Genomic DNA, 23,079 nt, shown 5'->3' on the forward strand with positions numbered 1-23,079 from the left:
TCGTTACACTCAGGGCAATTTCATCCGTTCCATCGACCGATTTCGCGGGGCAGACATGGCAGACGAACCCATGCGGGTAGCAGTTCTGGGGGGCGGCAGCTTCGGTACCGCGCTGGCGAGCATCGCCGCCGACAACGGCGCCAGGGTGTGCCAATGGCTGCGGGATCCGCAGCTTGCGGAGCAGATCAATCGGGAGCATCGCAATTCACGCTACCTGCCGGACTACGCCATCAATCCGGCGGTGCGCGCCTCGAGCGACATGCAGGCCGTGCTCAAAGGGGCCGAGCTGGTGCTGGTGGCGATTCCCTCCCAGGCCTTCCGCGACGTGGTGCGCCAGGCGCGGCCCTGGCTCAACGCCGACCAGATCCTGGTCAGTACCACCAAGGGCATCCAGGAGGAAGGCTTCAAGCTGATGAGCCAGATCCTCGAGGAGGAGACCGGCTTTGCCCACATCGGCGTGATTTCCGGGCCCAATCTGGCTACCGAGATCGCCCAGAAGCAGCTCACTGCCACCGTGGTGGCCAGCGACGATGCACTGACCCGCACCCGCGTGCAGCAGGCGCTGAGTTGCGACTACTTTCGCGTCTACGCCAGCAACGACCGCTATGGGGTGGAGCTGGGCGGCTCATTGAAGAACATCTATGCCATTGCTGCCGGCATGGCCGCGGCGCTGGGCATGGGCGAGAACACCCGCAGCATGCTGATGACCCGGGCGCTGGCCGAGATGGGACGTTTCGCCGTCAGCCTCGGGGCCAACCCCATGACCTTCCTGGGCCTTGCCGGGGTGGGCGATCTGATCGTGACCTGTTCCTCGCAGCTCTCGCGCAACTATCGCGTGGGCTACGCCCTGGGCCAGGGCAAGAACCTGGACGAGGCGGTCGAGGCGCTGGGACAGGTGGCCGAGGGGGTCAACACGGTACGTCTGGTGCGCGACAAGGCGCGCAAGGACGGCGTCTACATGCCGCTGGCCGAGGGGTTGTATCAGGTGCTGTTCGAGGGCGTGCCGGCGCGGGAGATGGCGCGCATGCTGATGCGCGGCGAGCAGAGCAGCGACGTGGAGTTCGTGCTGCCGCGGGAGGCCGTGCAGCAGGCCCACCGGCGCGTCGAAGCGGGCGAGGAGAAGCCATGACGTCGCGCCTCTATGTCATGCGCCACGGCGAAGCCGGTCCGGGTCGGCCGGACCACGAGCGCGAACTGACCGCCCGCGGCCACGCCGAGGCCGGGCACATGGCCGAGTGGCTCGCGCGGCAGTCGCTGGAAGGCGCCCGGCTCTTCAGCAGTCCCTACCGGCGCGCCCGGCAGACCGCGGCTCACGTCGCCGGGGCGCTTGGCATCGATACCGTGGAACTCCCCATCATCACTCCCGACGACTCGCCCGGCGCCGTGTGCGAGTGGCTGCTGAACATGAGCGATGGCCAGCCCATCGTGCTGGTCAGCCACATGCCGCTGGTCGGGCTGCTCACCGGGCAACTGGTGGAGGGGAGCTCCGACCGCGGCCTCGCTTTCCCCACCGCTGCCGTGGCCGAGCTGGAGAGTGAGGTGTGGGCGGCGGGCTGCGCCCGGCTGCTGCGCTTCATGGCACCTCACGACATCTGCTGAGGCCAAGGCATAGCCCTATATCCAGCCGATGACTTTCAGGGCGAACACCCCCAACGTGATGGTCACGCTGGCCATCAGCGTGGTCAGGGCGATGATGTTGGCCGAGAGGGCCGCATTGCCGCCCATCGCCTTGGTCATCACGAAGGCCGCGGCCGCCGTCGGGCTGGCGAAGAACAGGAACAGTACGCCCAGTTCACGCCCCTCGAAGCCGACCAGCCAGGCAGCGAGAATCGCGATCACGGGCAGGGTGATCATCTTCATCAGACTGGCGCCCATGGCCAGGCTGCCCGAGGCCCTGATCGAACCCAGCGACAGGGTGGCGCCGATGCAGATCAGCGCCAGTGGCAGCGTCAGCGAGGCGAAGTACTGTCCCGAGGTCATCGCCCAGCCGGGCAGGCGCAGCTCCAGCGCCGCCACCGGGATGGCGGCGACCACGGCAAGGATCAGCGGATTGCGGGCGATATGGCTGGCGATGCTGCGCCAGTCGGCGCTCTTGCCTTCCTGATAGGTGGCCAGCACGATGACCGAGAAGGCGTTGTAGGTCAGGATCACCACGCCGAGCAGCAGGCCGCCGGCGGAAAGTCCGTAGTCGCCGTACATGCCGGCCGCCAGCGCCAGGCCGACGATGCCGCAGTTGCCGCGAAACGCGCCCTGCACGTAGACGCCGCGGTCGGCATAGGGCACGCGCAGAATGGCCCAGCCCCAGGAGAGCAGGAAGCTGCCCAGCGTGGCCAGGGCGAAGAAGGCCAGCATGGCGGGATTGAGCGTGGTATCCAGGTCGGCGCGAATGATGCTGAGGAAGATCAGCGTCGGCATGGTGGCCTTGAACACCAGGCTCGAGGCAGTGGAGATGAAGGCCTGATCGATCCAGCCCAGGCGCTTCAGGCCCAGGCCGATGAAGACCATGGCGAAGACCGGCAGGGTGATCTCCAGGGTGGCGAAAAAGAGTTCGTATAGGCCCATGTCAGCGTGTGAGCCACAGGCCGACGAAGATGGCAACGGTCACGGTGACGAAGAACACACGGTTGCGCGTGCGAGTATCGCGCGGGGGGCGAGGGGAGCGAGGCATGACGGGACTCCAGAACAGGGCGAACGGTATGAAGCGGAGGTCGACTTGGCGGAATAGAGTAAACCCGTTAGCCTGCTATCGCCACTGCCGGCCAGCTCCGACTCCGGATTCTCCTCATGACTGAACGTTCCACCGCTTCGCGACCGCGCCTGGTCTTCGCTCACGCCAACGGTTTTCCCGGCATGAGCTACCGTAGCCTGCTGGCTCCCCTGCATGAGCGTTTCGACATTCACCCCGTCGACCGCCTGGGCCATCATCCCGACTACCCGGTCGGTGCCAACTGGCTGGCGCTGCGCGACGAGCTGCTCGAGCACGTGCTCGACGATGAGAGTCCTGTGATCGGCGTGGGGCACTCCATGGGCGGCGTGCTGATGGCCATGGCGGCGGAGCATGCGCCGCAGCGCTTTCGCTGCGTGGTGATGCTCGACCCGCCACTGATGCTGGGGCTCGATGCCTGGAGCATGAAGGTCGCCAAGCGCTTCGGCTTCGTCGACCGGGTCACCCCGGCGGGCAAGAGTCACGGTCGCCGGGCCTCCTGGCCCGACCGTGAGGCAATGGCCAATCATTTGCGCCGTCGCGGTCTGTTCCGCCGTTTTACCCCCGAAGCCCTGTACGACTATGTGGAAGGCGGGACTCGGCTGCGTGACGACGGTGCCGCCGAACTGATCTACGACCCGGCGATCGAGACCGAGATCTTCCGCAATCTGCCCGATCATCTGACACGTTTGCCGCGCCGGCTCAGGATTCCTTTCGGCGTGCTGGTCGGCAGCGACTCCGATCTGATCACGCCCAGGCGCCGCCGCCGGTTGGCTGCCCACGGCATTCCGCTGGCGCCGGTGCCGGGTACCCACATGTTCCCCATGGAGCACCCCGAGGAGACGCGGCAGGCGCTGCTGGCGATGCTCGACCGACTGCTGGAGGGCGGGGCATGAGCGAGGCGCAACCCCTGACCCTGGCCGGCGGTCGCCTGGCGGCACTCGCCTGGGGCGAGCCGAGCGCCCCCACCTGGCTGGCACTGCACGGCTGGCTGGACAACGCCGCGAGCTTCTCCCGCCTGGCGCCGCTGCTGTGCACAAGGCTCGGCGTGCGCATCGTGGCGCTGGACTTCTCCGGCCACGGCCACTCGCTGCATGGCGCGGGCGACTACGCCCTGTGGGACTATTGCCACGACCTGCTGGATGCTGCCGACGAGCTGGACCTCGAGCGCGTGAGCGTGCTGGCGCACTCCATGGGGGCGGGAGTGGCCTGTCTCACCGCGGCGGCGCTGCCGGAGCGCATCGAGCGACTGGTCCTGATCGATGGTCTGGGTGCCGTGACCACGCCTGCCGAGGAGAGCGCCGCTCAACTGCGCAAGGGATTGCGTGCCGCCAGACGCCCGAGGTCGGCGTCGCCGCGCTATCCTGATAGCAGTACCGCCGTGGCGGCACGTGTGGCCGGTGGCGTGACACCGATCGATGCCGAAACCGCGACGCCGCTGGTGGAGCGTAACCTGATGCGTGAGAGCGACGGTCACGTGCGTCTGCGTACCGATGGCAGGCTGCTGTGGCCTTCACCGCTGCGCCTGAGTCCGGAGCAGGTGTTGGCCCTGCTCGGCGCGATCCAGGCGCCGGTGCTGTTGATCGAGGGCGAGAAAGGCATACTGGCCGAACGTGAGAACGCCCAGGCGGCGCGTGCGGCAGTCCCTCACCTGACGCGAAACGTATTGCCGGGCGGGCACCATCTGCACCTGGAGCCCGCCAACGTGGCCGCGGTGGCGCGAGCCATCGAGACGTGGCTGGAACCGCGTCGAACATGTTCCCGGGAGAGGTGAGATGAGCAGCAGTCAGGCGGTGGAACAGGGCAAGCGCGTAGCGCTGACGCTGGGCAGCGGCGGGGCGCGCGGCTACGCTCATATCGGCGTGATCGAGGTGCTCGAGGCGCGGGGCTACGAGATCGCCGCCATTTCCGGCTGCTCAATGGGTGCGGTCATCGCCGGCGTTCATGCCGCGGGTCAGCTCGAGGCCTATCGCGACTGGGTCTGCAAGCTCGACTACTTCGACGTGCTCAAGCTGGTCGACGTCACCTGGAGCCCGATGGGGGCGATGCGGGCCAGCAAGGTCATGAGCAAGCTTGAGGAGCTCATCGGCGACATCCAGATCGAGGAGCTGCCGATCCCGTTGACCACCGTCGCCACCGATCTGGCGCGACAGCGGGAGGTGTGGTTCCAGTCGGGTCCGCTGCTGCGTGCGATCCGTGCTTCCATCGCCATACCGGGCGTCATCACCCCGGTGCACATCGGCGACAGCACCCTGGTCGACGGCGGCCTGCTCAACCCGCTGCCGATCACGCCGACGGTATCGTCCCATGCCGACATGATGCTGGCCGTCAACGTGACCGCTCACAGCGCCCGGCCGGTGACGCTGAACGATCTGATGCCCACCGAAGAACAAGAGATGGTGGAAGCGCAGGCCGTGGCCAAGGGCTGGATGGACGTGCGTGGCGCCACGCGCTGGCTGTTCGAAGGGTTCGGCGCCGCGGAGCAGGAGGCCGGTGCGGCGGACGGCAAGAGCGTGCGCGCGTCCAATGGGCGACGGGCCTGGGGCCGGCTCGACATGATCCTGGCCTCGTTCGACATCACCCAGGCCTCGCTGGCCAAGTACAAGATCGCGGGCTATCCCCCCGACGTGTTGATCGAGGTGCCCAAGACGGTGTGCGGGGCCTTCGAATTTCACCGCGCCGAGGCGCTGATTCGCCTGGGGCGCCATCTGGCCATGGAGGCGCTGGACCGCTACGAGGGGCGCACGCAGAGCGGCCACGGCGGCTCGGGAGGCATCATCGTCGAGCCGCCGCAGATGCCCGCCGAGCGCGAGTCGGGCGGAGGCCAGGCAAGCTAGAAGGCTTGCCCATGGCGCCGGAGCAGGACATAGACGGCACCGGTGCCCCCATCGCTTTCCTTGGCCGAGCAGAAGGCCAGCACCGTCGGCCATTCGCGCAGCCAGGCGTTGACGTGACTCTTGATCACCGGGTAATCCGCCGTGCTGCCCCACGCCTTGCCGTGAACCACCAGCACGCAGCGCATGCGGCTGCCCACCGCTTCCTTGAGAAAGCCTTCCAGCTCCAGGCGCGCCTCGTCGAGGCTGTAGCCGTGCAGGTCCAACCCTGCCTCCCAGGCGATCTGGCCGCGCTTCAGCTGGCTGCGGGTGCGGTAGGGCAGGTCGGGCAGGGCGAAGTCGAGGAATTCCGAAGGGCGCACCGGCTCCACGCGACCGTCGCTGGTGCGGCTGGCGCTCTCCGTCGTGTCGGCGGCCACCGCCGCTGCGCGACGTTCCGCCGCCGCCGGGTCGCGACGTTTGGGCCGCCCCGGGTCGGCACGATTGATGGCGATGCGGCGCACGCCGGCCTCGCGCAGCGCCTGGCGAAAGGCGTTGCTGTCGTCGTCATCGTCGTCGGGCGGGCGGCGTTGGCTCATGCGAGGCTCGGGTGGTGTCGTCGAGCGGCCAGTATAACGGCCTGAGCGCGGCTGTGAACCGCCTGTCGCCGCGGGTACAATCGGGACATCGAACCCAACCGACTGTGCAGGACCTTTCGTGGCCAACTCCACCGATTCCCGCTCGACCCTGACTCTGGACGACGAGGCGCTGTGTCGCGACCTCCATACGCTGCGCGACTACCTGCGCTGGGCCGCCAGCGAATTTCACCTGGCCGGCTTGCACCACGGCCATGGTACCGACTCCCCCTGGGACGAAGCCGTGGCGCTGACGCTGGGCGCCCTGCACCTGCCCTGGAACGTCGACCCGGCGGTGCTCGACGCACGCCTGCTCCCCGTGGAGCGAGCGCGTATCGTCGCGCTGGTGCGTGAGCGCATCACCTCGCGTCGGCCGCTACCCTATCTGCTGGGCGAGGCATTCTTCGCCGGCTTTGCCTTCGATGTCGACGAGCGGGTGCTGATCCCGCGTTCGCCCATCGCCGAGCTGATCGAGAGCGGCTTTGCCGCCTGGTTCCCCGAGGAGCCGCCGGCGCGGGTGCTGGACCTGTGCACCGGCTCGGGCTGCATCGGCATCGCCACGGCGCTGCACCTGCCCACCTGTGAGGTGGATCTTTCCGACGTCAGCGCCGACGCCCTGGCCGTGGCCAGACAGAACATCCAGCGCCACGACCTGGGTGTGCGGGCGCGGGCGGTGCTCTCCGACCTGTTCGAGGGACTGGCCGGTCAGCGCTACGACCTGATCGTCTCCAACCCGCCCTACGTCGATGCCCGCGACCTTGCCACCATGCCCGCCGAATATCGTCACGAGCCGGCGCTGGCACTCGGCGCCGGGGCCGACGGCCTCGACATCGTGCGCCGTATCCTGCGCGAAGCGCGGCGTTACCTGACCGATCACGGCGTGTTGATCGTCGAGGTCGGCAACTCCGACCGTCATCTGGAAGCGGCCTTCCCCGAGGTACCTTTCCTGTGGCTCGACTTCGAGCGCGGCGGGCAGGGCGTGTTCGCCCTCACCGCCGCAGAACTCGACGCCCATGCGGCGTCCTTCGCCTGATCCAACCACACGATATCGGGAGGCACGCCCATGTCCGGCAACACCTTCGGCAAGCTGTTCACCGTTACCACCTTCGGCGAGAGCCACGGCCCGGCGCTGGGCGCCATCGTCGACGGCTGCCCACCGGGGCTGCCGCTCAGCGAAGCCGATCTGCAGCACGACCTCGACCGTCGTCGTCCCGGTACCTCGCGGCATACCACCCAGCGTCGCGAGCCCGATCAGGTGCGCATTCTCTCCGGGGTGTTCGAGGGCGTGACCACCGGCACGCCCATCGGCCTGCTGATCGAGAACACCGACCAGCGCTCCAAGGATTACGGCAACATCAAGGACCAGTTCCGTCCCGCCCACGCCGACTACACCTACCACCACAAGTACGGCATCCGCGACTATCGCGGCGGCGGCCGTTCCAGCGCCCGGGAAACCGCCATGCGCGTGGCCGTCGGCGCCATCGCCAAGAAGTACCTGGCCGGCCAGGGCATCAGCGTGCGCGGCTACATGAGTCAGCTCGGCCCGCTGGAGATCGCCTTCAAGCAGTGGGAGTCGGTCGACGACAATCCCTTCTTCTGTCCCGACCCCGAGCGGGTGCCCGAACTCGAGGCCTTCATGGATCAGCTGCGCCGCGACCAGGACTCGGTGGGTGCCAAGATCACCGTGGTGGCCGAAGGACTGCCACCGGGACTGGGCGAGCCGGTGTTCGATCGCCTGGATGCCGATCTGGCCCACGCCCTGATGAGCATCAATGCGGTGAAGGGAGTGGAGATCGGTGATGGCTTTGCCGCGGTGGCGCAGCGTGGCAGCGAGCACCGCGACGAGATGACCCCCGAGGGGTTTCTCTCCAACCATGCCGGCGGCGTGCTCGGCGGCATCTCCTCGGGGCAGCCGTTGATTGCACATCTGGCGCTCAAGCCCACTTCCAGCATCACCCTGCCCGGGCGCAGCATCGACGTGCACGGCAACCCGGTCGAGGTGGTGACCAAGGGGCGCCACGACCCTTGCGTAGGCATCCGCGCCACGCCCATCGCCGAGGCAATGATGGCGCTGACGCTGATGGATCACCTGCTGCGTCACCGGGCGCAGAATGGTGACGTGAGGGTCGCGACGCCGGTCTTGCGTTGAGGAGCGTCGGCAGCGGGGGCGTTGCGTCTGGAGCCGAGTTGCTACACTGAGAGCACACTGAAGCAGAGATGAGCCATGAAGATAAACGTCGAGTTCGACCTGACGCCCGAGGAGTTTCGTCGTGCCCTGGGCCTGCCCGATGTGGAAGCCTTTCAGCAGGAGCTGCTCAACCGGATCCAGAAGCAGATGGAGTCCGGCGTCGAGGGTTACGACCCAATGAGCCTGATGAAACCTTTCCTGCAGCAGGGCTTTACCCAGGACATGAGCCAGGGGCTCTCCCAGGGGCTGGCCAGCTTCGGCACCTACCAGCAGATGATGCTCGACATGCTGCGCCAAGCGGGAAGCTCGATGGGCAAGGCGGCGCAGGAGCCGGCGGCGGAGGCTGAACCCAAGCGTGCGGAGAAGTCGGCTGGCAAGACGGGAGCGGCCGAGGCGCGCTCGCGCTCTCGGCGTTCGGAGTAGCTGGCGTCGGGAGAGCGTTCTTCGTTCTGCGGAAGTGGAAGGGTGTTGCAGTGAGAGCCTGGTCAGGCTACGATTTGTGCGGTGCAGCATGAGTGCCGCCTAAGGTCGCGCCCGGCGTTTTACGTTGGGCATCCTGGGTAGCCGAAGACTGGCCGATACCGGTGCGCGCTGCTCCCCGCATGTTCACGGTCCACAGGAGGTTGCCCCCATGCAGGACAAGATGCTCGATGAATTCAATCAGCAGACGCGGCGGTTCTTCGAACCCATGCGCAAGCTCAACTCGCTGATGCTCGGCAATATGGAGAAGATGACCGAGTACCAGCTCGAGGCGATGAAGCGCTACAGCCAGATGGGCACCGAGCGCATGCGCAGCGCTTCCGAGATTCGCGATGCCCAGGACCTGCAGGCATTCGGTGCCCAGCAGGCCGAGATGATGAGCGAACTCTCGCGGCAGATGATGGAAGATGCCCAGGCGCTGGGCGAAATGAGCCAGCAGTTCCGCGCCGAGCTGGAGCAACTGTTCGGCGAGGTCAGTCAGGAGCTGAGCGATACGGCCAAGCAGGCGGAAGCGAGTGCCAAGCCGGCCGCATCGGGCAAAACCGACGCTCCGGCCAAGTCCGACGCTCCGGCCAAGGCCACGTCGCGCAAGAGCTGAAAGCCATTCGACCGCTTCGGGGTCGGCTCTCGCCGACCTCTCCACGGAGCTGATGTCTCGCTCCGTGGAGGCGCTCGGTCGGGCGCGCGCATCGAATCGAAGAAGAAGGTTCTCATATAGGAGAGGGCGATGCAGTCAGGGGACGAGGTTTTCTCCCAGGCCGAACTGGAAGAGTGGAACGAGCAGCTCAAGGAGATGGGGCAGCACTACCAGGCCCTGATGCAGGAACTGCTAGAGCGCATGGCGCCCGACGCGGCCGCCGACTCCATTCAGGCCGACATGCGCGAGGCCTTCCAGGCCGGCGCCGAGTCGCTGATGCGCAATCCTCAACTGCTGTGGCAGACCCAGGCGCGCCTCATCCAGGATCAGTACCAACTGTGGCAGCAGGGCCTGCAGGCGCTGAGCGGGAATCTGGGCGAGCCGCTGGTGGTGCCGCCCAAGAACGACCGGCGCTTCAAGGACGAGGCCTGGCAGCAGGAGCCGTTCTACCGCGCCATCCTGCAGCAGTACCTGTTGTTCTCCGGCGCCGTGGAAGAGCTCGTCGAGCAGCTCGACGGCCTGCCCGAGAAGCAGAAGCGCAACCTGGCGTTCTATGCCCGCCAGCTGGTCAATGCCATGGCACCGACCAACTTCGTCACCACCAACCCCGAGGTGATGCGCCGTACCCTGGAGACCAAGGGCCAGAACCTGATCGAAGGGCTGGCTCAGCTGCGCCGCGACCTGGCCAACTCGGCCGACGGGCTCAACGTGGCCATGACCGACCGCAGCGCCTTCGAGATCGGGCGCAACATCGCCGTGACGCCCGGCTACGTGGTCTACGAGAACGAGCTGATCCAACTGATCCAGTACACGCCGACCACCGACACGGTGTTCAAGACGCCGCTGCTCGTCGTGCCGCCCTGGATCAACAAGTACTACATCCTCGACCTGCGTCAGGACAATTCGCTGGTCAAGTGGTTGGTGGACCAGGGCCACACCGTGTTCCTGATCTCCTGGCGCAACCCGGGCCCCGCGCAGCGCGATCTGACCTGGGCCGACTACATGCAGATGGGGCCGGTCGCCGCCATGGAGGCCATCGAGCAGGCCTGTGGCGAGAAGTCGGTCAACCTGCTCAGCTACTGCATCGGCGGCACCCTGACCGCGTCCACCGTGGCCTACCTCACCAGCACCCGGCGTGGGCGCAAGGTCAAGTCGGTCACCTACATGGCCACGCTGCAGGACTTCCGCGATCCTGGCGAGCTCGGCGTGCTGCTCAGCGAGCCGATCCTGGCGGGAATCGAGGCGCGCATGGAGCAGGACGGCTATCTCGATGGCCGCTCCATGGCCTATACCTTCAACCTGCTGCGCGAGAACGACCTGTTCTGGTCCTTTTATGTCAGCAACTACCTGAAGGGCGAGAATCCCGCGCCGTTCGACTTGCTCTACTGGAACACCGACGGCACCAACCTGCCGGCCGGTACCCACGGCTGGTACCTGCGCCACATGTATCTGGAGAATCGCCTGGTGGAACCCGGCGGCATCGAGCTGGACGGGGTCAAGATCGACCTGCGCAAGATCTCCACGCCGAGCTACTTCGTCTCCACCCGCGAGGACCACATCGCCAAGTGGAACAGCACCTATTACGGCGCGCTGCTGCCCAAGGGGCCGGTCACCTTCGTGCTGGGCGGCTCCGGCCACATTGCCGGCATCGTCAATCCGCCCGTGCGCAACAAGTACGGCTACTGGACCAACGGCGAGCTGCCTGAGGATCATGAAGCCTGGCTTGCCGGCGCCGAGTTCCACGAGGGCTCCTGGTGGCCTCACTGGCAGCAGTGGATGACCGAAGGCGGCTATGCCGATGCCGACAAGATGGTACCGGCACGCCAGCCGGGCGAGGGCGAACTCAAGCTGCTGGAAGAAGCGCCGGGTCGCTACGTGCGCATGACCATTCCCGAGGTACTGGGTGAGGTGCCGGCCAAGCCGGAGTGATCCACCATTGCCCAACGCAACGAGGCCCGCTGATGCGGGCCTCGTCGTTTATTGGGTTTTCAGATAGTGCCTAGAACCGCCGTCGGCGGCGCTCTGGCAACCGCAGGCCCGGCAGCACCAGCAGCGCGCTGAGCAGCCACACCGGCCAACTGCCGGTGCGGGTGAAGGGCGTCAGACCCTGCATCGGTACGGCCTCGGCGAGCAGTGCCACGGTCTCGAACTGAGGTGCCCTGGCCACCACCTGACCGTACTGGTCGATCACGGCGGTCACCCCGTTGCTGGTGGCGCGTACCACGTAGCGGCCGTTTTCCAGCGCCCGCAGGCGGGCCATCTGCAGGTGCTGCAGCGGGCCGATCGACTCGCCGAACCAGGTATCGTTGGATACCGTCAGCAGCAATTCGCTGTCGCGGGCCTGCTGTGCCACCAGATCGGCGTAGATGATCTCGTAGCAGATGGCGTTGCCGATCACCGTGCCGGCGGCGCGGATCGGCCGCTGCCCCGAGGGCCCGGGATTCATGGCCGGCATCGGCAGATCGAAGAAGGCGATGGTGCCGCGCAGCCAGCGCTCCAGCGGCAGGTACTCACCGAAGGGCACCAGGCGCTCCTTGCGGTATTGGCCTTCGGCGTTGCCCAGCCCGATCACGCTGTTGTAGTAGAGCCCGCGGTCCTCGCGCTGGAGAATGCCGGTGAGCAGGGCGCTACCCGGCACCAGGTGGGCCTGGGCCCGGGCCAGCAGTGGCTCGGCCTCGTCTTCGAACATCGGCAGCGCCGCCTCGGGCCAGACGATCAGGTCGGCGTCGTCGGCGTAGGCCCGCGTCATCTCCAGATAGGTATTGGCGGCGATGCGCTGGCCCTCGGGTGTCCACTTGATCAACTGGTCGAGGTTGCCCTGCAGCAGGGCGACCCGCAGCGGCTCGCCTGCCGGCTCGGTCCACTGCGTGGGCAGCGTCAGTGGGACCAGCCACATGGCGGCGATGGGCGCGGCCGCCCACCAGCGACGACGCAGGAACTCCGCACCCAGGGTACCGCTGAGCGCAACGATCAGCGAGAGCAGGTAGACCCCGCCGATGGGTGCCCAGGGCGCCAGCGGCGAATCGACCTGAGAGCTGCCCAGCAGCAGCCACGGGAAACCGGTGAACAGCCAGGTGCGCAGCCATTCGCCCAGCACCCATGCACCGGCGAAGGTAAGGAAAGCCAGGCGGGGGCCACATACCAGGCGGTAGAGCCATAGCGCGGCGGCAACGAACAGCGCCATGGCGCAGACGAACAGCGCGGTGAGGAAGAGCGCCAGCGGCATCCCGGTGTAGCCGTAGTCGTGGATCGACACGTAGACCCAGGAGGCACCGGAGCCGAACAGGCCGACCCCGTAGCACCAGCCGAGGAAGGCGGCCTGGCGTGCCCCCAGGGGCCGAATCGCCCAGTAGACGAGCCCTGCGGCCAGCGGTCCCAGCCACCACAGTTCATAGGGCGAGGCAGTCAGCGTGGTCAGAACGCCGGCAACGAGCGCGGCCAGATAGCCGAGTGCGGGCGTCGGACGTTTATTTTTCATGGGAGTTGGCATCCTGAGGCAGCCGGGTCAATCCTGGGGTGGCGTTGCTTCGTCCTGCAGAACGGCTTCCAGCAGGCGTATGCGCCGATTGTCTGCATTGAGTACGGTGAAGCGCCAGCCGCCGAGCTCGGTATGCTCTCCGCGCCCGGGCAAGTGGCCGAAGCGCTGCATCACCAGCCCGCCGACGGTATCGAACTCGTCGTCGGAGAAGCGCGTGCCGAAGCGCTCGTTGAAATCCTCGATCGGGGTCAGCGCGCGAATGGCGTAGCGCCCCTCGCCGAGAGTGCGGATGTCGTCGTCCTCGTCGGTGTCGTGCTCGTCCTCGATGTCACCGACGATCTGTTCGAGGATGTCCTCGATGGTGACGATACCGGCGGTGCCGCCGTACTCGTCGACCACTACCGCCATGTGGTTGTGAGTATCGCGAAACTCCTTGAGCAGGCTGTTGAGCCGCTTCGACTCCGGCACGAACATGGCCGGGCGCAGCACGTCCTCGAGCGAGAAGCGCTCGCGCTCCTCGGCGGGGCGGTTGAGCAGCTTCAGCAGATCCTTGACCAACAGCAGCCCCTTGACCTCGTCGAGGTTTTCGCCGATGACCGGGTAGCGCGAATGACCGGTCTCGTCGATCAGGGCCAGGTACTCCTCGGCGGGCTGATCCACGGCGATGGCGGCCACCTGGGAACGCGGGATCAGCACCTCACGAACCTGCTGGTCGCTGATCTGCAGTGCGCCTTCGATGATCATCATGGCGTCCTGGTCCAGCTTGAGGCGGGTGGCCGCCTCGCGCAGGAACTCCATCAGCTCCTCCCGCGAGCTGGGGCCTTCGCTGTCCCCTGAGAGGGCGCCGAGCAGTTTGTCGAGCCACGACCTTCCGCTTTGGCCACTCGTTCGGTCTTCACTCATCGCTAGAGTCTCTCGTCCATGCTGTCGTCTTGTTGTTCGGTGCGATCCGCTGCATAGGGATCGGCGATGTCGAGGTCCGCCAGGATCTCGCGCTCGAGCTGCTCCATCGCCTCGGCTTCCTCATCCTCGAGGTGGTCGTGGCCAAGCAGGTGCAGCATGCCGTGTACCACCAGGTGAGCATAGTGATGTTCGAGGCGCTTGCACTGCTCGGCGGCCTCGCGCGCCACCACCGGGTGGCACAGCACCAGATCGCCGAGCAGCGGCAGCGAAATGCCGGGCGGGCCATCGAAGGGAAAGGAGAGCACGTTGGTGGGCTTGTCGCGACCGCGATAGTCGCGATTCAGCGCCTGGCCTTCATCGGCGTCGACGAAGCGCACGGTGACCTCGTGGCGCGTCTCCCCAGGGAAGCGCGCCAGCACCGCGGCGATCCAGCCCTCCAGCGCAGCCTGCGCCGGCAGTTCCCGGTCGGCTAGTGCAATCTGGCGGTCGACGATGGGCGCCGGGATCATTTTTCGCCGCCGTCCCTGTTGCGCTCACGCTCCTGACGCAGGGCTTCGCGCTCCCGTTCGCGGGCTTCGCGGCGGGCGCGTTCCTGCACTTCCTGCTCGGCCTCGAAGCTCTCGTAGGCTTCGATGATGCGCTGCACCAGCGGATGTCGCACCACGTCCTTGGCGGCGAAATGCGTCACCCCGATGCCGGCGGTACCCCTGAGCACCTCGAGCACCTGGATCAGCCCGGAGCTCTGGCCGCGGGGCAGGTCGACCTGAGTCACGTCGCCGGTGATCACCGCGGTGGAGCCGAAACCGATGCGGGTCAGGAACATCTTCATCTGCTCGCGGGTGGTGTTCTGGCTCTCGTCGAGAATGATGAAGGCGTTGTTAAGCGTGCGTCCGCGCATGTAGGCCAGCGGAGCGATCTCGATCACCTGGCGCTCGATCAGCTTGCCCACCTGCTCGAAGCCGAGCATCTCGTAGAGCGCATCGTAGAGCGGGCGCAGGTAGGGGTCGATCTTCTGGGCCAGATCGCCCGGCAGGAAACCGAGCTTCTCTCCCGCCTCCACGGCCGGACGCACCAGCAGGATGCGACGCACCTCCTGCTGGTTGAGCGCTTCCACCGCTGCGGCGACGGCCAGGTAGGTCTTGCCGGTGCCGGCTGGGCCGATGCCGAAGTTGATGTCGTGCTGACGGATGCTGGCGACGTAGTTCTGCTGGTTCTGCCCACGCGGCTTGATCAGCACCTTGGGCGTACGCAGCAGCACCTCGCCGTCGGCGGGGCCTTCCTCTTCGTCGAGCGCCTCGCGCCCCGACTCCTGAAGGAACAGATGCACGGTATCCGGTGACAGGGGGCTGGCTTCGGCCTCGCGATAGAGGTGCTCCAGCACGTTGGCGGCGGCCTTGACCCGATGGCCGGGACCGGCCAGTTGAAAGACATTGCCGCGATTGCGCAGGGTGACGCCGAGGCGTGACTCGACCAGTTTGAGATGCTCGTCCCTTTGGCCGCAAAGGTTGGCGAGACGCTGTGGATCGTTGGGCTCTAGGCTCAATGTGATGATGCGGTTGGCCTGTGCGGCGTGTTGACTCAAGGTGTCGGAATCCATGCGTTGCGTGTGTTGGCTCCCAGCTTAATGCCCTGCCTTTCGGCAGGGCAATGCTTTCCACTCACGTTGCCCGTCTGGGGCCGTAGAGAGTGCCTGTCTGCCATTATTGTAGCGTCGGGGAAGCCAGTTCGCCGCGCAGTGAATTGGGCAGTGCCTCGGTGATGGTCACCTCGACGAAGTGGCCGATCAGCTCGGTGGGGTTGGCAGCGCTGAAGTTGACCACGCGGTTGTTCTCGGTGCGTCCGGACAGCTGCCCGGGATCCCTGGGCGAGAACCCGCTGACCAGGATGCGCTGCGTGGTGCCCACCATGCGCCGCGAGATCTGCATCGCCTGCTGATTGATGCGTTCCTGCAGGATCGCCAGGCGCTGCTTCTTGACGCTCTCCGGGGTGTCATCGGGCAGTGCCGCGGCCGGCGTGCCGGGCCGTGCCGAATAGACGAAGCTGAAGGAGTGGTCGAAGCCGATGCGATGGATCAGGTCCATGGTGGCCTCGAAGTCCTCCTTGGTTTCGCCGGGAAAACCGACGATGAAGTCGGAAGAGAAGCTGATGTCGGGGCGCAGGGCGCGAATGCGCTCCATCTTCTCCACGTACTCCTCGACCGTGTGGCCGCGCTTCATGGCGGCCAGGATACGGTCGGAGCCGGCCTGGACCGGCAGGTGCAGGTGGCTGACCAGCTCGGGAATCTCGCCGTAGGCCTCGATCAGGCTGTCGCTGAACTCCACCGGGTGCGAGGTGGTGAAGCGGATGCGGTCGATGCCCTCCACCGCTGCCACGCAGGCGATCAGCTCGGCCAGATCGATCTCGTCGCCGAGCCGGTTCTCGCCGCGGTAGGCGTTGACGTTCTGGCCCAGCAGGTTGATTTCGCGCACGCCCTGGTCGGCGAGGTGGATCACCTCGTCCATCACCGCCTCGAAGGGGCGTGAGACCTCTTCGCCGCGGGTATAGGGCACCACGCAGAAGGTGCAGTACTTGGAGCAGCCCTCCATCACCGAGACGAAGGCACTGGCCCCGTCGGAGCTCGGCTTGGGCAGGTGATCGAACTTCTCGATCTCGGGAAAGGTGACGTCGACCACCGAAATCTGATCGTTGCGGCGGGCATCGAGCATCGCCGGTACGCGGTGCAGAGTCTGGGGGCCGAACACCATGTCGACGTAAGGCGCACGCTTGCGCAGCGCCTCGCCTTCCTGGCTGGCTACGCAGCCGCCCACGCCGATCACCAGATCGGGGTTGGCCTCCTTGAGTTTCTTCCAGCGGCCGAGCTGGTGGAAGACCTTTTCCTGGGCCTTCTCACGAATCGAGCAGGTATTGAGCAGGATGACGTCGGCTTCGCCTTCGTCGTCGGTCAATTCGAGCTGGTGAGATTCGCCGAGCAGATCCGCCATGCGTGCGGAGTCGTACTCGTTCATCTGGCAGCCGTGGGTCTTGATGAAGAGTTTCTTCGCCATAGGATAGAGGGTCGGTCGTCCGACGCGTGCGTCACCGGTGAGTGGAGTGTCGCGGGAATTGGCCTTGTGGCCGTCCTCGAAGGTGGCGGTATTATACGGAAGGCAGCCTGATGGGGCCAGTAGGGGCACCGCGTCCAGGGATGCCTGTGGTACGCTAGCCCCTTGGCGGTCCCGTAGCGGGACATCTAATTAGCGCAACCGAACGTTGAGGACAGACGGCCTTATGGCGGCCAAGGCGATCTATCGGGTGGTTTTCCACCAGCAGGGTGAAGTCTGGGAGCTCTATGCCAGAGAGATCTACCAGAGCGAACTTTGGGGTTTCATCGAGGTCGAGGAATTTGTCTTCGAGGACGGCTCGAAGCTGGTCGTCGACCCCTCTGCCGACCGCCTGCGTCACACTTTCGATGGCGTCAAGCGCAGCTATCTGCCGCTCAACGCCATCGTGCGTATCGACGAGGTGGAGCGTGAGGGACCGGCCAGGGCCGTCAAGAGCGAGGGGCGCATTGCGGAGTTTCCGCGTGGTCCGATGCTGCCGCCGAAGAGCGAGCGCTGAAAACAATGAACGCAGGGAAACGGCATGCCCGCGGTCTGCTCAGGAAATGACCATCCTGCCGCAGGCCAGTATCGGAGTGCCAGACAGCCGCCTTTCCAGCGGTTTTCCCGGGGTTTATCCACAGTTCCTGTGGATAGGCCAGTGCAAGAGAGATTTGCCAGGGGCTTGCCGAGGGCAGGCCCCTGGCTTGGATAGCCAGGACATCGGCATGAAGCATCGATTCAGGTTTTTTCTCGCAGGCGTCGCGCTGGGCTTGGCGGCGTCTCCGCTGCATGCCCAGCAGGCGGACGACAACGCGCGTTGGGTTTCCGATGAGCTGACCACCTACGTGCGCAGCGGCCCGACCGACGGCTATCGCATCGTCGGTACCCTGACGGCCGGCGAGCCGGTTACCCTGCTCGAGACCAGCGGCAACTACAGCCGGGTCGAGAACGGTGACGGCAATCGTGTATGGATACTGAGTAACGAGCTGCAGTCGTCACCGAGTGCGAGCTACCAGTTGCCGCGCCTGGAGGAGCAGGTGGCAGAGCTCGAGGCCGAGCTGGGCGGCATCAACGAGACCTGGGAGAACCGGGTCTCGGCCATGACCGAAACCCTCGAGGTGCGTGAGCAGCGCATCGCCGAGCTGGAGGCGCGTAACCGCGAGCTCGACAGCGAGGCCGACCGCTCGCGCAGTACCATCCGCCAGCTCCAGGCACGCCTGGACACCCAGGAAGAGGATCTGCTGATGCGCTACTTCATGTACGGCGGTGGCGTCGCCGGCGCCGGTCTGCTGGTCGGATTGATCATTCCTCACCTGCCGCGCAAGCGGCGCAAGCGCGACCGCTGGTTCTGATGACGAGGCATGGACGATGACGCGTGAATGGCTCGACCGCTGGCGCGAGGGACGTATCGGCTTTCATCGCCACGACACGCATCCGGCGCTGGTACGCCATTGGCCTACGCTGAAGATCCGCGCGGGCACCAAGGTGCTGGTGCCGCTGTGCGGCAAGAGCCTGGACATGCGCTGGCTGGCAAGTCGCGACCACCCCGTGCTGGGCATCGAACTGTCGCGGGAGGCGATCGAGCAGTTCGTCGACGAAGGCACCGGCGAGGTGTCCCGTTACCAGCAGGAGCCGTTCGCGATCTGTCGGCAGGGCAGCGTGGAGCTATGGTGCGGCGATTTCTTCCACTTCCATATCGAGCAGGCGGCCGAGATCGGAGCCTTCTACGATCGTGCCGCGCTGATCGCTCTGCCGCCCGCGACTCGCCAGCGTTATGCCTTTCATCTCGCGCAGCTGATCCCGCCCGGCATACACGGCCTGCTGATCTCGCTGTCCCGCGCGCCGGGAGACGAGAGCGCCGGCCCGCCTTATCACGTGCCGGCCGATGAGGTTCGTGAGCTGTTCGAGCCCAACTTTCAGGTCACTCACCTGGAGGATGGCGAGCCGGAAGCGGGTAGCGGCTTCCGCGAGAGCGTGTGGGCCCTTACCCGGCGTGGCCCCATGACCTGAGTGGTGTCGATGAGCGCGCACGTGCCAACAGCAAAGGGCCGCCCCTGGGGCGGCCCTTTGGCATCGTGGCTGGGCAGGAGTGGCTTGAGGCCGAGAGCTCAGCGAGCCAGCAATTGGGCCAGCTCCGGGTCGCTGAAGGCGCGATCCAGGGCGTCGCCAATCAGATCGTTGAGCATGCGGCGGTTGGCGTCACGCCCCGGGCGCACGGCGTAGCTCTGGGTGCGGCGGGCAGTGTAAGTGCCGGTGTAGGTGGTGCCCTGGTTGGTCACCTTGACCTCGAGTACCGCTTCCAGCCGCGCTTCATCGATGACCGGGCGGTTCTCGCCACGCTCATAGCCGAGGTGCAACAGTGTGACCGTCAGCCCCGGGCGTCCGCTACCCGGCTGGGTGGTCGGTGAAAAGCCCATGTCGCGAACGGCCCGTTCCGCCTCGCGCTGCAGGTTCGGTATCAGCTCGTGGGCGCTGACCGTAATGACCGCGGTGGACATGGCGCTGCCGGTGCGCGTGCCGATTACCTCGCTGTCGCGCTCGTCCACGGCGGCTACCGTGACGGTCTGGCCGCTGCCCGTCTGGGGAACGGCGGCGCTGCGCTGCGGGTTCAATTGGAGATAATGGGGGCTGGCACAGCCGGCCAGCAGGGCGGTGGCCAACAGAACTGCTGCGGCACACAAGGCATGACGTCGATTCATTCTCGCTCCCGGATTCGTCTTGCGGGGCCAGGGGGCGGCCCTGGGTTGGCCGTGCATGAGGCAGCAGAAAGATACTCGCCTCAGTCACTTGTGCAGTATATCGCCCGACGCGTTGCGGGCAACAGCGTTGCGCCAGGCGTAGGCATTACGGTTACACTCTGTTTTTCACTCGACGAAGATCGAGCCTTTCGCCTCGCAGGAGAGGAAGATACCGCATGATACGTCCTGCCACGACCGAGGACATACCGCAGCTGGTCGACATCTGGCTGCGTGCCTCGCTGCTGGCCCATGACTTCATTCCCGCCGGGTTCTGGCATGAACGCGCCAACGACATGGCGAGCCTCTATCTGCCCGGTGCGGAAACCTACGTGCTCGAGGCCGCCGGGCGCGCCGTGGGGTTTGCCGCGCTCAACGACGATCACCTCGAGGCGCTGTTCATCGACCCCGAGCTGCAGAGCTTCGGCCACGGCACCCATCTGATGGCGCATGCCATGAGCAAGCGGGAGCGGATTACCCTGTGCGTCTACTCACGCAACGTGCGTGCCGTCTCCTTCTATCGCCGCCTGGGCTTCCAGGTACTCGAGGAGCGCACGGAGCCGCTCAGCGGCGAGCAGGAGACCCTCATGGCCTGGTCGCGTACGCCGGGTGGGGTAGGCTGACCCGCTCAGCTTACCGCTTCGGCCAGCGGAGCAGCCTGCGCGCGCCGTTCATCGGGAAAACGGTGCCAGCGCCGAGGAACGGCGTACAGGCGCGTGCCGCGGGTGAGGTGAAGCCTCTCGTAATCGGCATGGCTCACGGTGGCCAGCCAGGGCTCGCCCAGCCAGTCCGCCTCCAGCTCCACGCGCACTTCGGCGCCCACCGGTGAAATGGCGGTCACGCATACCGGCAGGTGAGCGTGCTGTGTGGCGCTGGGCGCGAGTTCCAGCTCGTGGGGGCGCAGCAGCAGCTCTTCGGGGCCGTCCTTGAGATCCACGGCCAGGCGTGCATCGCCACAGGTCAGCACGCCGTTGCGCACCGTGCCTTCGAGGTGATTGACGTCGCCCAGGAACTCGAACACGAAGCGGTTGGCCGGATGACGATAGAGTTCGTCGGGGGTGTCGATCTGCTCGATGCGGCCGTTGCTCATCACCACCACGCGGTCGGAGAGCTCCAGCGCCTCCTCCTGATCGTGGGTGACGAACAGGCTGGTGAAGTTGAGCTCGTCGTGCAGATGGCGCAGCCAGCGGCGCAGCTCCTGGCGAACCTTGGCATCCAGCGCGCCGAAGGGTTCGTCGAGCAGCAGCACGTCGGGGCGCAGGGCCAGGGCGCGTGCCAGCGAGACCCGCTGCTGCTGACCGCCGGAGAGCTGGGCGGGGTAGCGGTGGGCCATATGCTCGAGCTTGACCATCTCCAGCAGGCGATGCACCCGGCTGCGAATCTCGCCGCTCGAGGGACGACTCTTGCGCGGCATCACCGTGAGGCCGAAGGCCACGTTGTCGAACACCGTCATGTGTCGGAACAGCGCGTAGTGCTGGAACACGAAGCCGATGCGCCGGTCGCGCACGTGCAGATGGGTCACGTCGCGCTCGCCGAACAGGATGCGGGCGCCGGCCACGTTGTCTGCCGTTTCCAGTCCGGCAATGATGCGCAGCAGCGTGGTCTTGCCGGAGCCGGAGGGGCCGAGCAGGCCGACCAGCTCGCCTTCGGCGATGTCCAGATCGATCGGCTCCAGCGCCTGGGTCCTGCCGAAGTGCTTGCCGATCTCGTGAAGGCGGATGCTCATGGGTGAACCTCCCGGCGCGCAGCGCGCCATTCCAGGCCGGCCTTGGCGACCAGCGTGAGCAGGGCGATCAGTGCCAGCAGCGATGCGCTGGCGAAGGCGCCCACGGTATTGTAGTCCTGATAGAGCTGCTCCAGGTGCAGCGGCAGGGTGTTGGTCTGACCGCGGATGGCACCGGAAACCACGGAGACGGCGCCGAACTCGCCCACTGCCCGGGCGTTGGTCAGGATCACGCCATAGAGCAGCGCCCAGCGGATGTTGGGCAGGGTGACCCGGCGGAAGATCGTCCAGCCCGGGGCACCCAGGGTCACGGCGGCCTCTTCCTCGCGAGAGCCCTGAGCCTGCATCAGCGGGATCAGCTCGCGGGCAACGAAGGGGCAGGTGACGAAGATGGTCACCAGCAGGATGCCGGGCCAGGCGAACATCAACTGAATGTCGTGGCCGTCGAGCCAGTTGCCCAGCCAGCCGGTGCGGCCGTAGAGCAGCAGGTAGACCAGGCCCGCCACCACCGGGGATACGGCGAAGGGAATGTCGATCAGGGTCTGCAGGATGCGCCGCCCCGGGAAGCGGAAGCGGGTCACCAGCCAGGCCAGCGCCACGCCGAACACCAGGCACACCGGAATCGTCAGCACGGCGATGAACAGGGTCAGCTGAATCGCCGCCAGGGTGTAGTGGTTGGTGACGTTGGCCCAGAACACGTCGATGCCCCGGGCGAAGGCCTGGGCGAAGATCGCCACCAGCGGCAGCAGCAGGAACAGGGCCGCCAGCACCACGGCGGCGCCGATCAGCAGACGCCGAACGGCGATGCCATCTCCGATTCGTTGCATCAGCCGTGTCCTCCGTGCAGGCGCTTGATGAAGCGGCCCTGCCAGACGTTGATGGCGAGCAGCAGGGCCAGCGAGACGAACAGCACCACCGAGGCGATGGCCGAGGCGCCGGCATAGTCGTACTCCTGCAGGCGCACGAAGATCATCAGTGCGGTGATCTCGGTCTCGTAGGGCATGTTGCCGGCGATGAAGATGATCGCGCCGAATTCACCCAGCGAGCGCACGAAGGCGAGCCCGGTGCCGGTCACCAGGGCCGGCCACAGGTGCGGCAGGATCACGCGGCGAAAGCCGGTGAAGTCCGAGGCGCCGAGGGTCAGCGCAGCCTCGTCCATCTCGTTAGGCATGTCCTCCAGCACCGGCTGCACCGTACGCACGACGAAGGGGATGCTGGTGAAGGACATGGCCAGAGCGATGCCCACCCAGGTGTAGGCCACCTGCAATCCGAGCGGCTCGAGCAGCTGCCCCATCCAGCCGTTGCTGGAGTAGAGCGTGGCCAGGGTGATGCCGGCCACGGCGGTGGGCAGGGCGAAGGGCAGGTCCATCAGCGCATCGAGCAGGCGCTTGCCAGGGAAGGTGTAGCGCACCAGCACCCAGGCCAGCAGCAGGCCGAAGGCGGCGTTGACGACGGCCGCCACGGCGGCGGCGCCGATGGTCACCACGTAGCTGGCCACCACCCGTTCGTTGGTGACGATCGCCCAGTACTCGGCCAGGCTCAGCCCCGCCAATTGGCCGAACAGGCCGGTCATGGGCAGCAGCAGCATCAGCGAGACGAAGGTCAGGCTGATGCCCAGCGAAAGGCCAAAACCCGGCAGCACCCGCTTGGGGGTGCTGCCGAGGCCGATGGCGAAAGTACGGCTACTCATCATGTCTCGCTTG

At 66.4% G+C, this 23,079-nt stretch carries 25 protein-coding genes; 14 read left to right on the top strand and 11 right to left on the bottom strand.

What is annotated here, in order from left to right:
* Nucleotides 1-55: 55 nt before the first annotated feature.
* Both C4S71_RS04980 and sixA read left to right on the top strand, forming a co-directional pair.
* Nucleotides 56-1,129, top strand: a complete 1,074-nt coding sequence (locus C4S71_RS04980; RefSeq protein ID WP_103968452.1) for an NAD(P)H-dependent glycerol-3-phosphate dehydrogenase — start codon at nucleotides 56-58, stop codon at nucleotides 1,127-1,129.
* The gene (gene sixA, locus C4S71_RS04985) at nucleotides 1,126-1,599 is read left to right on the top strand and encodes a phosphohistidine phosphatase SixA (protein WP_103968405.1); all 474 of its coding nucleotides are present in this window, start codon (nucleotides 1,126-1,128) and stop codon (nucleotides 1,597-1,599) included. Before C4S71_RS04980 ends, sixA begins: the two co-directional genes overlap by 4 nt.
* 15 nt (nucleotides 1,600-1,614) lie before the next feature.
* Here the strand turns inward: sixA and C4S71_RS04990 are convergent, their stop codons facing one another.
* Nucleotides 1,615-2,562 (bottom strand): AEC family transporter, encoded by a 948-nt coding sequence (locus tag C4S71_RS04990; protein ID WP_086511608.1) that lies wholly within the window; start codon nucleotides 2,560-2,562, stop codon nucleotides 1,615-1,617.
* A 222-nt stretch (nucleotides 2,563-2,784) separates the two neighbouring features.
* On the opposite strand from C4S71_RS04990, the gene C4S71_RS04995 reads away from it, so the two are divergent.
* The 3 genes from C4S71_RS04995 to C4S71_RS05005 are packed head-to-tail and all read left to right on the top strand — an operon-like array spanning nucleotide 2,785 to nucleotide 5,541.
* Nucleotides 2,785-3,600: an alpha/beta fold hydrolase gene (locus C4S71_RS04995; protein WP_086511609.1), complete on the top strand. Its 816-nt coding sequence runs from the start codon at nucleotides 2,785-2,787 to the stop codon at nucleotides 3,598-3,600.
* A complete protein-coding gene (locus C4S71_RS05000; RefSeq protein WP_086511610.1) occupies nucleotides 3,597-4,478 on the top strand; it encodes an alpha/beta fold hydrolase in 882 nt (293 codons plus the stop codon). Before C4S71_RS04995 ends, C4S71_RS05000 begins: the two co-directional genes overlap by 4 nt.
* Nucleotide 4,479: 1 nt before the next feature.
* Nucleotides 4,480-5,541, top strand: coding sequence for a patatin-like phospholipase family protein (locus C4S71_RS05005; RefSeq protein ID WP_086511611.1), 1,062 nt, complete (start codon nucleotides 4,480-4,482; stop codon nucleotides 5,539-5,541).
* Here the strand turns inward: C4S71_RS05005 and C4S71_RS05010 are convergent.
* Entirely contained in the window at nucleotides 5,538-6,116 is a 579-nt protein-coding gene (locus tag C4S71_RS05010) for a Smr/MutS family protein (protein ID WP_103968406.1), read from the bottom strand. The genes C4S71_RS05005 and C4S71_RS05010 overlap by 4 nt on opposite strands.
* Nucleotides 6,117-6,234: 118 nt before the next feature.
* Here C4S71_RS05010 and prmB point away from each other — a divergent pair, with 118 nt between their 5' ends.
* From prmB to phaC, 5 genes are all read left to right on the top strand, one after another.
* A complete protein-coding gene (gene prmB / locus C4S71_RS05015; RefSeq protein WP_103968407.1) occupies nucleotides 6,235-7,185 on the top strand; it encodes a 50S ribosomal protein L3 N(5)-glutamine methyltransferase in 951 nt (316 codons plus the stop codon).
* 30 nt (nucleotides 7,186-7,215) lie between these two features.
* On the top strand, nucleotides 7,216-8,301 hold the full coding sequence (gene aroC / locus C4S71_RS05020; protein WP_103968408.1) for a chorismate synthase: 1,086 nt from the start codon (nucleotides 7,216-7,218) through the stop codon (nucleotides 8,299-8,301).
* A gap of 75 nt (nucleotides 8,302-8,376) precedes the next feature.
* Nucleotides 8,377-8,763 (top strand): DUF6489 family protein, encoded by a 387-nt coding sequence (locus tag C4S71_RS05025; protein WP_103968409.1) that lies wholly within the window; start codon nucleotides 8,377-8,379, stop codon nucleotides 8,761-8,763.
* A 208-nt stretch (nucleotides 8,764-8,971) separates the two neighbouring features.
* Nucleotides 8,972-9,418, top strand: coding sequence for a phasin family protein (locus C4S71_RS05030; RefSeq protein ID WP_086511616.1), 447 nt, complete (start codon nucleotides 8,972-8,974; stop codon nucleotides 9,416-9,418).
* Between the two features lie 129 nt (nucleotides 9,419-9,547).
* A complete protein-coding gene (gene phaC / locus C4S71_RS05035; protein WP_103968410.1) occupies nucleotides 9,548-11,386 on the top strand; it encodes a class I poly(R)-hydroxyalkanoic acid synthase in 1,839 nt (612 codons plus the stop codon).
* 70 nt (nucleotides 11,387-11,456) lie between these two features.
* Here the strand turns inward: phaC and lnt are convergent, their stop codons facing one another.
* The 5 genes from lnt to miaB all read right to left on the bottom strand — a co-directional run bounded on the left by lnt (nucleotide 11,457) and on the right by miaB (nucleotide 16,882).
* Nucleotides 11,457-12,935 (bottom strand): apolipoprotein N-acyltransferase, encoded by a 1,479-nt coding sequence (lnt, locus tag C4S71_RS05040; protein ID WP_103968411.1) that lies wholly within the window; start codon nucleotides 12,933-12,935, stop codon nucleotides 11,457-11,459.
* A gap of 27 nt (nucleotides 12,936-12,962) precedes the next feature.
* A complete protein-coding gene (locus C4S71_RS05045; RefSeq protein ID WP_086511619.1) occupies nucleotides 12,963-13,838 on the bottom strand; it encodes an HlyC/CorC family transporter in 876 nt (291 codons plus the stop codon).
* 2 nt (nucleotides 13,839-13,840) lie between these two features.
* Nucleotides 13,841-14,347: an rRNA maturation RNase YbeY gene (ybeY, locus tag C4S71_RS05050; protein WP_086511620.1), complete on the bottom strand. Its 507-nt coding sequence runs from the start codon at nucleotides 14,345-14,347 to the stop codon at nucleotides 13,841-13,843.
* Nucleotides 14,344-15,420 carry a PhoH family protein gene (locus C4S71_RS05055; RefSeq protein WP_086511646.1) on the bottom strand — a complete coding sequence of 359 codons (1,077 nt, stop codon included), beginning with the start codon at nucleotides 15,418-15,420 and terminating at the stop codon, nucleotides 14,344-14,346. Before C4S71_RS05055 ends, ybeY begins: the two co-directional genes overlap by 4 nt.
* 118 nt (nucleotides 15,421-15,538) lie before the next feature.
* Complete coding sequence (miaB, locus tag C4S71_RS05060; protein WP_103968412.1) at nucleotides 15,539-16,882, bottom strand: tRNA (N6-isopentenyl adenosine(37)-C2)-methylthiotransferase MiaB; 1,344 nt, start codon at nucleotides 16,880-16,882, stop codon at nucleotides 15,539-15,541.
* Between the two features lie 223 nt (nucleotides 16,883-17,105).
* Between miaB and C4S71_RS05065 the strand changes: the two genes are divergently transcribed.
* The 3 genes from C4S71_RS05065 (at nucleotide 17,106) to C4S71_RS05075 (ending at nucleotide 18,928) form a co-directional block, all read left to right on the top strand.
* Nucleotides 17,106-17,435 (top strand): DUF1820 family protein, encoded by a 330-nt coding sequence (locus tag C4S71_RS05065; RefSeq protein ID WP_086511622.1) that lies wholly within the window; start codon nucleotides 17,106-17,108, stop codon nucleotides 17,433-17,435.
* A 208-nt stretch (nucleotides 17,436-17,643) separates the two neighbouring features.
* Nucleotides 17,644-18,270 carry a TIGR04211 family SH3 domain-containing protein gene (locus C4S71_RS05070; RefSeq protein WP_103968413.1) on the top strand — a complete coding sequence of 209 codons (627 nt, stop codon included), beginning with the start codon at nucleotides 17,644-17,646 and terminating at the stop codon, nucleotides 18,268-18,270.
* A 16-nt stretch (nucleotides 18,271-18,286) separates the two neighbouring features.
* Complete coding sequence (locus C4S71_RS05075) at nucleotides 18,287-18,928, top strand: thiopurine S-methyltransferase (RefSeq protein ID WP_103968414.1); 642 nt, start codon at nucleotides 18,287-18,289, stop codon at nucleotides 18,926-18,928.
* A 98-nt stretch (nucleotides 18,929-19,026) separates the two neighbouring features.
* Here the strand turns inward: C4S71_RS05075 and C4S71_RS05080 are convergent, their stop codons facing one another.
* Nucleotides 19,027-19,617: a YajG family lipoprotein gene (locus C4S71_RS05080; RefSeq protein ID WP_103968415.1), complete on the bottom strand. Its 591-nt coding sequence runs from the start codon at nucleotides 19,615-19,617 to the stop codon at nucleotides 19,027-19,029.
* Nucleotides 19,618-19,832: 215 nt separating this feature from the next.
* Here C4S71_RS05080 and C4S71_RS05085 point away from each other — a divergent pair, with 215 nt between their 5' ends.
* Nucleotides 19,833-20,276, top strand: a complete 444-nt coding sequence (locus tag C4S71_RS05085; protein WP_103968416.1) for a GNAT family N-acetyltransferase — start codon at nucleotides 19,833-19,835, stop codon at nucleotides 20,274-20,276.
* Between the two features lie 5 nt (nucleotides 20,277-20,281).
* On the opposite strand, the gene C4S71_RS05090 is transcribed toward C4S71_RS05085, so the two are convergent.
* The 3 genes from C4S71_RS05090 to cysT are packed head-to-tail and all read right to left on the bottom strand — an operon-like array spanning nucleotide 20,282 to nucleotide 23,066.
* Nucleotides 20,282-21,379, bottom strand: a complete 1,098-nt coding sequence (locus tag C4S71_RS05090; RefSeq protein ID WP_103968417.1) for a sulfate/molybdate ABC transporter ATP-binding protein — start codon at nucleotides 21,377-21,379, stop codon at nucleotides 20,282-20,284.
* Entirely contained in the window at nucleotides 21,376-22,203 is an 828-nt protein-coding gene (gene cysW / locus C4S71_RS05095) for a sulfate ABC transporter permease subunit CysW (protein ID WP_086511627.1), read from the bottom strand. The genes C4S71_RS05090 and cysW overlap by 4 nt, the downstream gene beginning before the upstream one ends.
* Complete coding sequence (gene cysT / locus C4S71_RS05100) at nucleotides 22,203-23,066, bottom strand: sulfate ABC transporter permease subunit CysT (RefSeq protein ID WP_086511628.1); 864 nt, start codon at nucleotides 23,064-23,066, stop codon at nucleotides 22,203-22,205. The genes cysW and cysT overlap by 1 nt, the downstream gene beginning before the upstream one ends.
* Between the last annotated feature and the right edge of the window lie 13 nt (nucleotides 23,067-23,079).

Source organism: Billgrantia desiderata, from assembly GCF_900108215.1.
GTDB lineage: Bacteria > Pseudomonadota > Gammaproteobacteria > Pseudomonadales > Halomonadaceae > Halomonas > Halomonas desiderata.